The 14,099-nt window shown below is 58.7% G+C and carries 10 protein-coding genes; 5 read left to right on the top strand and 5 right to left on the bottom strand.

Going from position 1 to position 14,099, the window contains the following annotated elements:
- Positions 1 to 62: 62 nt before the first annotated feature.
- Both recG and EP166_RS18185 read right to left on the bottom strand, forming a co-directional pair.
- Positions 63 to 2,132, bottom strand: coding sequence for an ATP-dependent DNA helicase RecG (recG, locus tag EP166_RS18180; protein WP_127559733.1), 2,070 nt, complete (start codon positions 2,130 to 2,132; stop codon positions 63 to 65).
- Entirely contained in the window at positions 2,122 to 3,045 is a 924-nt protein-coding gene (locus EP166_RS18185) for a hydrogen peroxide-inducible genes activator (protein WP_127559735.1), read from the bottom strand. The genes recG and EP166_RS18185 overlap by 11 nt, the downstream gene beginning before the upstream one ends.
- A gap of 137 nt (positions 3,046 to 3,182) precedes the next feature.
- Between EP166_RS18185 and EP166_RS18190 the strand changes: the two genes are divergently transcribed.
- Entirely contained in the window at positions 3,183 to 3,995 is an 813-nt protein-coding gene (locus tag EP166_RS18190) for a Rossmann-fold NAD(P)-binding domain-containing protein (RefSeq protein ID WP_127559737.1), read from the top strand.
- On the opposite strand, the gene EP166_RS18195 is transcribed toward EP166_RS18190, so the two are convergent.
- The 3 genes from EP166_RS18195 to EP166_RS18205 form a co-directional block, all read right to left on the bottom strand.
- On the bottom strand, positions 3,919 to 5,775 hold the full coding sequence (locus tag EP166_RS18195; RefSeq protein WP_127559738.1) for a sensor domain-containing diguanylate cyclase: 1,857 nt from the start codon (positions 5,773 to 5,775) through the stop codon (positions 3,919 to 3,921). The genes EP166_RS18190 and EP166_RS18195 overlap by 77 nt on opposite strands.
- Positions 5,776 to 5,933: 158 nt before the next feature.
- A complete protein-coding gene (gene ppnN, locus EP166_RS18200) occupies positions 5,934 to 7,313 on the bottom strand; it encodes a nucleotide 5'-monophosphate nucleosidase PpnN (RefSeq protein WP_127559740.1) in 1,380 nt (459 codons plus the stop codon).
- A gap of 143 nt (positions 7,314 to 7,456) precedes the next feature.
- Complete coding sequence (locus tag EP166_RS18205) at positions 7,457 to 8,389, bottom strand: homoserine kinase (RefSeq protein WP_127559742.1); 933 nt, start codon at positions 8,387 to 8,389, stop codon at positions 7,457 to 7,459.
- A 332-nt stretch (positions 8,390 to 8,721) separates the two neighbouring features.
- Between EP166_RS18205 and polA the strand changes: the two genes are divergently transcribed.
- From polA to EP166_RS18225, 4 genes are all read left to right on the top strand, one after another.
- Positions 8,722 to 11,550: a DNA polymerase I gene (gene polA, locus EP166_RS18210; RefSeq protein ID WP_127559744.1), complete on the top strand. Its 2,829-nt coding sequence runs from the start codon at positions 8,722 to 8,724 to the stop codon at positions 11,548 to 11,550.
- Between the two features lie 85 nt (positions 11,551 to 11,635).
- Entirely contained in the window at positions 11,636 to 12,367 is a 732-nt protein-coding gene (locus tag EP166_RS18215) for a 5-oxoprolinase subunit PxpA (RefSeq protein WP_127559746.1), read from the top strand.
- Positions 12,367 to 13,068 (top strand): 5-oxoprolinase subunit PxpB, encoded by a 702-nt coding sequence (gene pxpB, locus EP166_RS18220; RefSeq protein WP_127559748.1) that lies wholly within the window; start codon positions 12,367 to 12,369, stop codon positions 13,066 to 13,068. Before EP166_RS18215 ends, pxpB begins: the two co-directional genes overlap by 1 nt.
- A complete protein-coding gene (locus tag EP166_RS18225; RefSeq protein ID WP_127559750.1) occupies positions 13,061 to 14,017 on the top strand; it encodes a 5-oxoprolinase subunit C family protein in 957 nt (318 codons plus the stop codon). The genes pxpB and EP166_RS18225 overlap by 8 nt, the downstream gene beginning before the upstream one ends.
- Positions 14,018 to 14,099 lie beyond the last annotated feature (82 nt).

The raw sequence follows: 14,099 nt of genomic DNA on the forward strand, positions 1-14,099 counted from the left end.
TCGTAATGGGGTGCCATTCCGGGTCAATAACGGTGAGGGCATCACTGTAAAAGCGACGTGCGTCACACTTGGGCATAGCGGTCTGCGTTAAATAACCATCGCTCAACCAGAGGTGAGATGTGGCTTGGGTATTCGGTTTGTAACCGGTGGGCGAGCTCTGGCACCACGGTCAACCAGTTGCGATCACGTTCGAGGTCTGCGACCCGAAAGGCCATGGCCCCGGTCTGGCGTGTGCCCAGCACTTCACCCGGGCCGCGCAATTTCAAATCTTCCTCGGCAATCACGAACCCATCGCTGGTTGAGCGCATCACGTCGAGGCGTTGCTTGCCCTGTTCCGATAGCGGGCTGCCAAACATCAGCAGGCAGTGACTGTCGATGGTCCCTCGTCCGACCCGGCCACGCAATTGATGCAGTTGCGCCAACCCCAGTCGTTCCGGGTTTTCGATGATCATCACTGAGGCATTGGGCACATCGACACCCACTTCGATGACGGTCGTGGCCACCAGAATGTCCAGTTGACGGTCTTTGAAGGCGGCCATCAGCCGAGTCTTGTCGGCTGGTTTCATTCGGCCGTGTAGCAACCCGACGCGTCTAGCCGGTAAGCAGCGTTGCAGCACATCGGCGGTTTCTTCGGCGGCCTCGGCCTGGAGTTCTTCCGATTCCTCAATCAGCGTACACACCCAATAGACTTGCCGGCCGGATTCGCAGGCTGCATCGACCCGGCGGATCACCGCATCACGCCGCTCCTGGCTGATCACCGTGGTGGTAACGGGGGTGCGCCCGGGGGGCAGTTCGTCGATGATGGAGACATCCAGGTCGGCATAAGCGGTCATTGCCAGGGTGCGGGGAATGGGCGTGGCGGTCATGGTGAGCTGATGCGGCAAGCCATCGCGGGCTTTTTCTTTTAGTGCCAGGCGCTGATGCACGCCAAAGCGGTGCTGTTCGTCAATGATCACCAACCCCAGGCGATGGTATTCGACCCCCGCCTGAAACAGGGCGTGGGTGCCGATCATCAACTCAGTGGTGCCGTCGGCCAGCTCAGCCAGTATGGCTTCACGCTGGCGTTTGCCCTGTTTGCCGAGCAGCAGTGAGCAGCGCACACCAAGCGGCTCGGCCCATTGTTGCAGGGTGCGAAAATGCTGCTCGGCAAGCAGTTCGGTCGGTGCCATCAACGCGACCTGAAACCCAGCCTCAATCGCTTGCAGTGCAGCGACCATAGCGACCAGGGTTTTACCGGAGCCGACATCACCCTGCACCAGTCGCAGCATGGGCAGACTAAGCCCCATGTCTTTCTGGATTTCGCCGGCAACCCGTTGCTGGGCACCGGTCAGTTGAAAGGGGAGCTGGCGCAACAAGCCGGTCACCAGTGTGTTGCTGGGCGGTATGGCCGGTGCACCGTTGGCCTGGGTTTTTTGTCGAATCAGCATCAGGCTCAGGTGGTGCGCCAGCAACTCTTCAAGCGCCAGCCGCTGTTGCGCCGGGTGCAGGCCATCGAGCAGGGCCTGGGTATCACTGCTGGAGTGGGGGTGGTGCAGGGTGAGCAGTGCCTCGGTCAACGACGGCAAGCCCCAGCCGGCCAGCCAGTCGGGTGGCACCCATTCGGCCAGGCCACCCTGGCGCTTCAGCGCCGTGATGGCCTGTTCAACCAGAGCGCGCAGCCGGTTCTGGTTCAGGCCTTCGCTGCTGGGGTAGAGCGGGGTCAGGGTGTTGTCGAGCGGTCGGAACTGGTCGTCGTCACGCGCGACGTATTCCGGGTGCATCATCTCCAGCCCGGTGGAGCCCATGCGCACTTCACCGTAAAGGCGCAGGTGGGTGCCTTCGCTCAACCGCATTTGCTGTGCTTTGGTGAAATGAAACAGGCGCATGCTGATCAGCCCGGTGCCGTCCGATAGCCGGCAGATCAGGCTGCGGCGCCGGCCAAACAACACCTGGGAGCCGAGCACCTGCCCCTGGACCACCACGGCCATACCCAACTGCAGCTTGCCAATGGGCGTGATTCGGGTCCGGTCCTGATACTTGTAGGGCAAATGAAACAGCAAATCGCCGATGCTGTTAAGCCCGATCGACTCGCACTTTTCAGCCAGCTTCGGGCCAACGCCGGTTAACCGGCTGATCGGATCTTCAAGCTGCATTGGAGCCGATGTTGCACTGGCGCACGCAAGTTTCCAGCAAATCGATCGCCTTGGGCCGCGGGAAGCTGGCGCGCCAGGCCAGAGCGACTGTGCGCCGGGGCACGTGGTTGGCAAAGGGGCGCACCGACACCAGTTCGTCGTTGTACAAACGCGAGCCCGTCGCCGACTGCGGCAAAATGGTAATGCCCAGGTTAGACGCGACCATATGCCGCAGGGTTTCCAGTGAACTGCCATCGGCCATGGTGCGGATGCGACCTTTCGGGTCGCGCGAGGCCGAGGCGATGTTCGGGCAGGCCGTGAAAATGGTATCGCGGAAGCAGTGGCCTTCACCGAGCAGCAGCAGCGGCTCTTTGATCAGTTCCTCGGCCGGTATGGCCTTGCGTTTGGTCAACGGGTGACCAGTGGGCAGCAGGATCTCGAAGTCTTCATCAAACATCGGCTTAGTCAGTACATCCGGCTCGTTGAACGGCAGGGCGATGATGATGGCATCGAGCAGGCCGTCGCGCAGCCGGTGGCGCAAGTTGGACGTGAAATTTTCTTCAATCTCCAGGGGCATTTCCGGCGCGAGCTGGCGCAATTGCGGTATGATGTGCGGCAGCAAGTAGGGCCCGACGGTATAAATAACGCCGAGTTTCAGCGGGCTCGACAGCTGGTTCTTTCCAGCATGCGCCAGATCTTCGATCTTGTGGCTCTCTTCCAGTACGCGCTGGGCCTGTTCTACGATGCGCTGCCCGACCGGAGTGACCTGAACGCCCGATTTGCCACGTTCGAAAACCGCGACGCCGAGCCGGTCTTCCAGTTTCTTGATCGCGACACTCAGCGTGGGCTGGGCTACGAAACAGCGTTCCGCCGCCTTGCCAAAATGACGTTCCTGGGCCAGTGCGACGATGTAGCGCAATTCTGTAAGCGTCATGAAGGCGTATCCTGGTGAGTGTTAAGACGATGAGTGCAAATCAACAACGCCGGTACCTGAATGCGGCCCGGGTATGGTTGGCTACCTATTTGCTATAAGCTATCGAAAACTCATTTTCGATACAAGAGGGTAATGATATGCCAGGTCGGTTCTTGCTTGCCGGAGTGGGGGATTTGAATCGCCGGGTTGCCCGGCGACTGCTGGACGGTGGTGCGACCGTGACCGGGTTTCGCCGTTCGGCTGCGGACCCGGCGTTGGGGTTCGAGCAACGCAGCGTTGATTTGGCCATAGAGCCCTGGCCGGATGTTCGTGCCGAGGTGGTGATCATCGCCCTGTCGGCAGCGCAGCGGGATGCTGAAGGCTACCGCCGTGGCTATGTGCAGCCTGTGCAGCAACTCGGGCGGAGTTTGCAGCACTGGCGTACGCCTCCGGAGCGGGTCATTGTGGTCGGGTCGTCCCGGGTGTACGGCGCCAACGACGGTCGAGAACTGACGGAAGAGAGCCCGATTCACCCCGGTGACTGGGGTGGCGATTGTCTGGCCGAAATGGAAGCGGCGGTCGACCGGCTGCCGGTTGAGACAACGGTTGCCAGACTGAGTGGCATTTATGGCCCGGGTCGCGATTGGTTGCGACGCATGGCCCTGAAAGCCGACACGGCGCCACCGCAGACCAATCACTGGACCAACCGGATTCATATTGAAGACGCTGCCGCTGCCCTGGTACATCTTGCCTTTACATCGACGCTGAGTAGCCGCTATCTGGTGACGGATCGCCAGTCAACACCGCTCTACGAGGTGTTGAATTACCTGCGCGAACAACAGGGGTACCCCACGCTGCGCGGCGTGCCCGAGGTAGCGGGCGGAAAGCGGTTGCTCAGTGATCGTTTGGCCGCGACGGGTTTCGAGTGGCAGTACCCGACGTACCGGTCCGGGGGTTACGGGACGCTGTAAACGACTCCTGCCACCGGTCGGCGACAACCTGATTTCGGCCTGACTCCTTGGCCTGATACAGGGCCTGGTCGGCGCGACGGAAGGCGCCAGAGACGCTGCCCGTCGGGCCGACATCGGCCCAACCGATGCTGACCGTAATGTGTTTGCCTTGCAGTTCCGGAATCTCAAGCGCGGCGATGGTCTGACGCAAGCGTTGCAGGCGTTGGTCAAACTCTCGTTCGCGCTCCCCATAGCTGATCATTGAAAACTCCTCGCCACCGACCCGACCCACAAGCCTTGCCTCGGTGGGTGTATCAATACACTCGGCGCTGAGTAAATTGGCCAGTTGATTCAGCACCACATCGCCAACGTCGTGGCCCAGGGTGTCGTTGACGGTCTTGAAGTAGTCCAGATCCATGATGGCAACCCGCAGCGGCTTACCGGTTTCGATACTGAGCCGCTTGGCGGTGTCGCCAAAGTTATCGAGGTGGCGTCTATTGGGCAGCCCGGTTAACGGGTCGGTCAGGGCTAGCTGGTTCAGTCGGCGGTTGCTTTCGGTCAGTTCTGCCGTGCGTCGATCTACCTCTCGTTTCAGCTCTGCCGCCTGCTCGGTTTTAAAACGCAGCGTCTCCTGCTCCAAACGCTGGCGCTTCAGAATGGACTCGCGCAAATAGAGGGTAATGATGGTTGCGAACAAGACGGTACTGAGCACGACCCCCAGCAACACGAGCGATATCAGGCGCTGCGAATAGGGTACCCAGCCAAAGGCACTGCCGGCCAGCAACAGCAGCGCCACGATCATCGGCGACCAGGCAATGGAAAAACGCAACGCCCGGCGCGAGCCGTGGCGAAGTTCAACGATGAGCATCAGCGTCAGAATGATCACCGCACCCAGGCTCCAGATGACGGGCCAGGCCATCAGCAGTGGTCGGGTCGACAGTACCAGAAACACCAGCCCCAGGCCGACCAGCCCACCCAGTGCCCAGTTCATTGACTGGCTCAGCCACGCCGGCTGATGACGATTGCCAATCATCTGAGGCGCCATCCAGGCAAAAAAGCCAATCATGGCATAGAGCGAGATAGCCGCCATGGGCGCGCTGAGGCCTGGCCACTGGGGCCAGAGAAAACGCTGTGCATAGCCGAACAACAGGCTCAGGCAGAGAGTCAGGAACAGGGAGAACAGGCTGAATGCGAGATAGGCTTTAACTCGTGTCGCGGTGTAAAACAACAGGGTAAAGAGGGTCAGTGCCAGCATCATGCCGAAGAAAAGCATGTCTCTGAATCCGGAAATCTGGCTTTTGGCCATCAGGGCCTCGGGTTGCCAGAGCGTCAGGGGCAAGCTGATCAGGGTGCCGGTTCCTTCGCCTTCAATGGTCTTGATCTCTCCGGGCGCAAAGTTCACGACAAAGCCGTAACCATTCAAGGCCAGAGGCCGTCTGCTGAATGGCAGTGATTCGCCGACCTGGAAACGGGTGTTGTCGTAACGCAGTGTCAGGGTGTTGAGGATGGGGTCGTCTACATAGAGCCAGAGTGTTTGCGGGTCTGGGGTGGCGTTTTGCACCGCCAGTTTGAATTGGAGCAAGGTGCCTGTTGCCTGGTATCCACTCAGCGGCAGGGTGTTTATCGGTTCGAAAGCGGGGCCGGAATCGGCAGCCGTGCGGGTGGTGACCAGGCGGGCAGACAAGCCTCCGGTCAGGTCCAGTTGGGCCTCGCCAGACCATTGAACCGGCGGTAGCTCAGCCGCTGAGGCCAGGCAGGTCAGCACCAGGCCCACGGCCAGAAGCCACCGCTGAGTGCGCATCAGACGGCCCCCGGCGAATGGCTGGTTTGCTGTGACTGGCTGGCTCACCACGTTGTTCAGGCCCTTATCGTGCTCGCGGGTTTCCTGAACAGCCTAGTCGTTTTTTTCGTGGGTGTTTTGCGGTTTACAGCAATCTGACCCCTCCTGAGGCCAGGAACTCAGGCCGTTTGTTTTTTCCCGATAACGTAGCACGGAATGTACTCTGTGCCCGGCAACTTCATCCGGTGCTGTTTAACGAAGGCTTCGAGCAGGTTGTCGAGCGGCTCCAGGATGTCCGGGTCGCCGTTGATTTCATAGGGGCCGTGCTGCTCAATCAGGCGAATGCCCTGCTCTTTAACGTTACCGGCCACAATACCGCTGAAGGCCCGGCGCAGGTTGGCTGCCAGCAGGTGCACCGGCATGTCTTTGCGCAATTCAAGCTTGGCCATGTTGGCATGGGTGGGCTCGAACGGGCGCTGGTATTCGTGGTCGATGTGCATCTGCCAGTTGAAGTGATAGGCGTCGGCCTTGGTGCGACGGAAGACACGCACCTGCTCAATGCCCAGCACCATTTCACGCGCCGCCTGGGCATGGTCGCCGATGATGATCTTGTAGCGTTGCTGAGCGGCATAACCCAGGGTGCGGGCGATGAACTCGTGCAACTGCTGAAAGTAGGGCTCGGCCGATTTCGGGCCGGTCAGAATCAGCGGGAAAGGCAGGTCCGCGTTTGACGGATGCAGCAGAATGCCGAGCAGATACAGCAACTCTTCCGCCGTACCGGCGCCGCCGGGGAAGATCAGGATGCCGTGGCCGACCCGCACAAAGGCTTCGAGGCGCTTTTCAATGTCGGGCAGAATCACCAGCTCATTGACGATCGGGTTGGGGGCTTCGGCGGCAATGATGCCCGGCTCGGTCAGGCCCAGATAGCGACCCTGGCGAATGCGCTGCTTGGCATGGGCGATGGCGGCGCCTTTCATCGGCCCCTTCATCACGCCGGGCCCACAGCCGGTGCAGATGTCCATGCCGCGCAGCCCCAGTTCGTGACCGACTTCCTTGGTGTATTCGTACTCTTCATGGCCAATGGAGTGGCCTCCCCAGCAAACCACCATCCGCGGCTCTTCACCGGCGTGCAGCGACTGGGCGTTGCGCAGTAAGTGGAAAACGTAGTCGCTGATGCCGTCGCTGGACTCGAAATCGACCCGTTTGCTTTCCAGCTCACTGGCGGTGTAAACAATATCGCGCAGTGCCGAAAACAGCATCTCCCGGGTTGAGGCAATCATTTCGCCGTCGACAAACGCATCGGCCGGGGCATGGCGCAGGTTCAGGCGTATGCCTCTGTCCTGCTGCACAATTTCGATCTCGAAATCCGGATAGGTTTCGAGGATGGTTTTCGCATTGTCGCTGGTCGAGCCGGTATTCAAAATGGCCAGGGCGCAGCGGCGGAACAATTCATAGAGGCCATTCTCACCGGCCGACTTCAATTTTTGCACTTCCCGCTGAGACAGCACTTCCAGGCTGCCTTTGGGCGTGACGGAGGCATTTACGGTGTTTCGTTTCATTCACAGGTCCTATCGGGGTTTACCCCCGGTTCATTAATGGCCGGGCCTTCCAGGGCGTCGGCGATACAGACGCAGCCGCCGGTAAACCGACGCTGCGGCGCTGTGGATTCTGCGTTCCGGTTCGTTCGGAACAGTATAGTGGGTTACAGCCCGGCCAGCGGGTTCTGGAGCAACTGGCTGACGATGCGTTTCATCTGGTGCGGGTCTTTCTGGGTGACATTACCCGTGCCTGAGTGGGCACGCAGCGCCAGCTCCCTGCTTAACCAGAAGCGGGTGGCGGCTTGAATCGTAAGGTCTGGTATGGCTGCGCGCTCTGCGGGTTTCAAGGGGCGGGTCTGATCATAGTGGTTAATGAAGTTAGCCACCTTGGCGGTATCTGGCAGGCCCTGATCATCGAGGCACCAGTCGATCAGGCAGGTGGCGATATCCAGTGCATAGAGGTCGATACCGGCAAAATACCAGTCAATGATGCCCGCCAGGCCGTCTTCATCAAACAGCGCGTTGTCGTGAAACAGGTCGGCATGGATGACGCCTTGCGGCAGGCTCCGGTCGATGGCTTCAAGCCGAACCAGAGCGCCCGCCAGCAAGGCCGCGTCGTCTGCGCCAAGCTCTGGGCCGAGGTCTTGCTGCTGAGCCCGAATCCAGCTGATGCCATGGCTGTGCGCGCGATTGCCGGAAAACAGGCCGGTACTCTGGTGTATTTTACCCAGGGCCTCCGCCACCGTCGCTGCATGCGCCAGGCTGGGTTGCTGGTGCTGGCCCGCAACCCGTTCGAACAACACCGCCGGCTTGCCGTACACCTGAACCATAAACTCACCTTCGGCGGTGCGGAACGGCTGCGGCACGGCACAGTGGGCATCGTGCAGGTGCTCGCCCAGAGCCAGAAAGAACGGCAGTTCTTCGGGCTGATGCTTCTCAAACACGGTCAGCACGAACTGGCCGAGATCGGTATCGACAAAGTAGTTGGTGTTCTCGGTGCCCGCACTGATGCCCTGATGGTCTGCATAGTGACCCAGGGTATAAGCGTCGAGCAGGGTTTCGATGTCTTCCCGGCTGAGTTCAGTAAATACAGACATACTGGCACTGCGTTGCGTTATGGAGGCGGGAGTATAAACCGACTGTACAGCCAAGCCCACCGTGAAAAAGATGAGTTGTCGCTGCCTTTTGGGCAGCAGAGGCTGGGTCAACTAAGGGGGCACGAGTCCGTACCGGCTACCGGGTAGGCCTCTGCGGGGGCGGCGTAAACCCATCCATGGGGCCTAGACCGCAGCATCCCTGCTGCGGACTACCCCGCAGAGGCCTACCCGGCAGCCGTCACTCGGCATGTGGTTTACTCTCACTCACTGTGTTGTGAAGTTCCAAAATTCAGGTGGTAAGATGCAGCTAGAATTTTAAAGAAGAGACTTCCATGGTTACGAATCCCAGCGCGCCGATTGTCCTGGTGGACGGTTCCTCCTATCTGTTTCGGGCTTTTTTTGCCATTCAGAACCTCTCGACCAGTGACGGCACCCCGACTAACGCCATTCGTGGGGTGATCTCCATGGTGCGCAAGCTGGTCAGCGATTACCCGGACAGTCGCATTGCCGTGGTGTTCGACGCCAAGGGGCCGACCTTCCGCAACGACCTCTACGAAGACTACAAGGCCAACCGGCCGCCGATGCCGGATGAACTGCGGGTACAGATCGACCCGATTCACACCATTATCCGGGCCATGGGCTTGCCCTTGCTGTGTGTGCCGGGCGTTGAAGCCGATGACGTGATTGGCACACTGGCCTACCAGGCCACCCACAGCGGCTGCGAGTGCGTGGTGAGTACCGGCGACAAAGACATGGCGCAACTGGTCAGCGAGCATGTGACCCTGCTCGATACCATGAAGAACGAAAAGCTGGACGTCGCCAGCATGACCGAGAAATACGGTTTCGGGCCTGAACTGATGATCGACTACCTGGCGCTGATGGGCGACAAGGTCGACAACATTCCCGGTGTGCCGGGCGTGGGCCCGAAAACCGCGCTTGGACTGATTCAGGGGTTGGGTGGGCTTGATGACATCTATGCCAATCTCGATAAAATCGCCACGCTTGATTTTCGTGGCGCCAAGACCATGTCGAAAAAGCTGGAAGCGCATAAAGACCAGGCCTACCTGAGCTATGAACTGGCGACGATCAAGCTCGACTGCGAACTCGATGTCCGCCTGGAAGAGCTGGTGCCAACGGAGCCGGATAACGACGCGTTGCTTGCCCTGTTTCAGCAATATGAATTCAAGACCTGGGTGCGTGAATTAAGTGGTGAAGAAGCCCCGGCCCGTTCTGGTAAAACGCCGGAAAAGGCTTCCGCCTCAGCGTCGGGAAAAACCAAAGCCTCCAAATCGGCTGCTGCAGGTAGTGCGCCTGACATTGAAGAGCCCGAAAGCCTCGACTATCACTTGCTGGACTCCAAAGACAAGCTGGCCGATTTTTTAAAGCAGGCCGAAGCGGATCAGTCGCTGACCGTACTGCCGGTTCGGGAGCTGGGGCACTATCACCAGTCGGCCCTGGTCGGGTTTGCCTTGGCGGTTAAGCCGGGCATGGGTGGTTACGTGCCAATACTGGCGGAACAGGGCGATACGCTGAGCGAAGACGATGTATTTGAATTGTTATCACCGGTGCTCGCGACCTATGCGGTTCGTAAATGCGGTTATGATTTTAAAGCCTTCTGGCATGTCCTAATGCCGCGCTCCATTGGGGCGGCAAATCTGGCACTCGATGTTCAACTGATGGCTTTTGTTTACGACAGTACGGTGCGTCGCAACAGTGACCTGAGCAATCACTTCTCGCCCATCTCGCTGGATAATCTGTTTCGCACCTACCTTGATAAACAGCCGAAAACCATTGAGGATTTCCTGGGCAAGTTTGGCAAGCGCCAGCTACCCCTGCAAAGTGCCGACCCGGCCGAGATCGGCCCCTGGTTTGCCGAGCGGGCGGACTTTACAGCGCGTCTGGCACACTGGCTGGACCTGGCGCTGGCCAGCCGGTCGATTACCGGTGTTTACGAGCACATCGAAAAACCCTTGTCGAAAGTGCTGGCCGAAGTGGAAAACAACGGCACCCTGCTCGATACGGCCTACATTCGGAAACTCAGTCACGATTTCAAAGAACGACTGGATGCACTGCAAACCCAGTGTCACGAACTGGTCGGCACCGAGTTCAACCTGGACTCGCCCAAGCAACTGGGCGAAGTGCTGTTTACCAAAATGGCATTGCCAGTGGTGGCGAAAACCGCCAGTGGTGCACCCAGCACCAATGAAGAGGTATTGAGCGAGTTAGCCGCTCAGGGGTACGAACTGCCGCAACTGATTTTGCAGTATCGCCATTTGCGTAAACTGGTGGGCACTTACACCGATCCACTGCCCGAATTAGTAGAAAGCAACGGTCGCCTGCACACCAGTTACAATCAGACCGGTGCCCAGACCGGGCGGTTGTCGTCGACCGACCCGAACCTGCAAAACATCCCGATTCGCTCCGATGAAGGTCGTTCAATCCGGCGCGGTTTCGTCGCACCCAAGGGGTATAAAATCGTCGCGGCCGACTACTCGCAAATTGAATTGCGCATCATGACGCACCTGTCACAGGATGCGAACCTGATTCAGGCATTCCGGGAAGGGCGAGACATTCACCGTGCCACGGCCGCTGAAATCATGGGGCTGGAAGAGTCGGAGGTCACCTCCGAGCAACGGCGTTCGGCCAAGGCGATTAACTTTGGGCTGATCTATGGCATGTCGGCCTTTGGGTTGGCTAAACAACTGGGCATCAGCCGGGGCGATGCCAAGCTGTATGTCGATACCTATTTCGAACGCTACCCCGGTGTGCGCAAGTACATGGAACAAACCCGGGCCGAAGCCGCCGAAACCGGTTACGTGGAAACCGTCTTCGGTCGCCGCCTCTATCTGCCGGACATCAATTCCAGCAAACAGATGCTCAAGCGAGCCGCCGAACGCACCGCCATTAACGCGCCAATGCAGGGCACCGCGGCTGACATCATCAAGATGGCTATGGTCGATGTCGCCAACTGGCTGCATAAAAGTCGCTACAAGGCGAAAATGGTGATGCAGGTGCACGATGAACTCGTGTTCGAAGTGCCCGAGTCGGAACTGGATGCGGTGATTGATGGCGTAAGGGTGCGCATGCAGCATTGTGCCAGTCTGGATGTGCCGTTGATCGTTGATATTGGTATTGGGGATTCCTGGGAAGAGGCGCACTGACACAGCGGTTGTAAAAACTTGCGCAATTTAAGCCGGGTTAACACCTCAATAAAGGTGGCCGCTTTTCCAATTAAGAGGAGGCACCATGAAACTGAATTGTGATCTGGGTGAAAGCTTCGGTGTCTGGACCATGGGGATGGATGCCGAGGTAATGCCGCTGATTGATCTGGCAAATGTCGCTTGTGGTTTTCATGCATCCGACCCGCTGATTATGGCCAATACGGTGAAGCTGGCCTGTGAACACCAGGTGCAGATCGGTGCCCACCCGGCCTACCCCGATCTGGTCGGCTTCGGGCGTCGCTCTATGGCCTGTTCATCGGATGAGCTGCATGCTTTGCTGCTTTACCAGATCGGTGCGCTGGACGGTTTGTGCCGGGCACAGGGAACGAAAGTCCGCTATATGAAACCACACGGCGCTTTGTATAACGACATGATGCGGGACCCGGCCATTCTCGAAACCGTTTTGAAAGCCGGACGGGATTACGGCGATTTGCCGGTGATGATTGCGGCCAATGCGCAGCGGGCAGCACATGAACGGCTGGCTGCGTCCCTGGGTGTCGACCTGATGTTTGAGGTCTTCGCTGATCGGGCCTATGACAGCTCTGGCAACCTGGTGCCGCGTTCTGTTGCGGGCAGTGTTTTACATGACGCCGGGGCCATCGTGGCTCAGGCAGTTTCCTTCGCCCGGGACCGGGGCGTTACCACCCAAGGCGGAGCCTGGCTTGAGCTCGACGCCGATACCATTTGCATTCATGGTGATAACGCCGACTCAGTGGCGGCTGCAAGGTCTGTACGTGATGCCCTGAGTGCACTTTAATGCGTGTTCATGCCGTTTCTGAACAGGCGGTGCAGGTTGAGTTCGGTCGTGACATAGATGAAGCCCTCATTCCTGTTATTGCTCGGGCGGTTGAGGCGATTCGCGCTGAGCTGGGTGCGGTGGTCATTGATCTGATACCCTCCTACACCACCTTGCTGTGTTTCTACGACTATAACCAGGTCGATAGCCAATGGATGGTGCGGGAGATTGCCCGGATACTGAGCGCGATTGATACTGACGAATCGGGTTCCATTGCCATTGATGGCCGTCTGGTTGAGATACCGGTTTGGTACGACCTGAGTGTTGGTTACGATCTCGATGCGCTGGCACAGCAAAAATCGTTAACGATTGCTGAGATTGTTCAGCTTCATTCCGCCCGCGACTATCAGGTATTTGCCATTGGTTTTAACCCGGGCTTCGGATTTCTTGGTGCCTTGGACGATCGTCTTGTGACACCCCGTCACAGCACACCGCGGCGCCGGGTGCCTCAGGGCAGTGTTGGTATTGCAGATGCCCAGACAGCGGTGTATCCGATGGCATCGCCGGGTGGCTGGAACATCATCGGTCGCACTCCCAGGGTGATGTTCGACTCATCCGGGCTCGCTGGCCAGGCTGCATTGCTGAACGTTGGCGACCGGGTCCGTTTTGTTCCGATCAGTCGGTCTGAGTTTATTGAGCGCGGGGGGCAGCTGGATGACTGAGCTGGTTGTGCTTCAGCCGGGTTGGCAATCGACCATTCAGGATGCGGGTCGATCCGGTTATTTTCGCCAGGGGCTCTCCGAAGGGGGGGCGTTGGATGAGCATGCGTTTCGTTGGGCCAACAAGCTGCTGAACAATGAGCCAAATGCAGCCTGCATTGAAATACTATTGGGCAAGTTTGAAGCCGAATTTAAGGCCAACGCTGTGATTGCCATCACCGGTGCGGATATGGAAGCTTCAATAAATGGTGAGGTGTTGCGCAACTGGCGCACTCACAGCGTGCAGCAGGGTGACGTCATACGGTTTGGCCAGGCTCGCTCTGGCTTGCGCACTTACCTTGGCATCGCTGGTGGCTGGCAAACACCTCGCCAGTTTGGCAGTCGCACGGTGGTGATGCGTGAGAAGCTGGGCGGGTTGGATGGCGGGCCCTTGAAGCAGGGCGACCGGCTTGCCTTTCAGCCCCGGAATAGTCCAGCACTGCGCGTCGTGCCTGAGGCGCTCAGGCCAGACTATCAGGCACCACTGACGGTTTACGTGATGCCGGGTTATCAGTATGAACAGTTTAGTGTCATAGCCCGCCGCACCTTTGAAACCGCCGAATACATCGTCAGCAACGACATCAGTCGTATGGGGTACAAGCTCACTGGCCCGCCCGTGTCTGCTGACACCCGTAAGCTGGCTTCAGAAGGCATTGCCTACGGTGCGATTCAGATACCGCCGGATGGCCAACCTATTATTTTGCTCAAAGACCGGCAAACCATCGGTGGGTATCCCAAAATCGGGTGTGTTGCGAGTCTTGATTGCGCGCGATTGAGTCAGCGCAGCCCCGGTAGCCCGATTCGTTTCGAGTTCACAGACGTCGACCGGGTTCAGGCCGAACGCCGCCTGTTTGACCGTTTTTTTAATCACAGTTACTGGGTTGATGATTCGCGCCAGATTGCCTGGCCTTGAGTGCGTTTGACGTTGTTCTGGGATTTGAAAAGGCACTGAGTATGCCAATGCGGCACACCACACAGCCCGGTACCTGGACGAA

The organism is Saccharospirillum alexandrii, assembly GCF_004000275.1.
Taxonomy (GTDB): Bacteria; Pseudomonadota; Gammaproteobacteria; order Pseudomonadales; family Natronospirillaceae; genus Saccharospirillum; species Saccharospirillum alexandrii.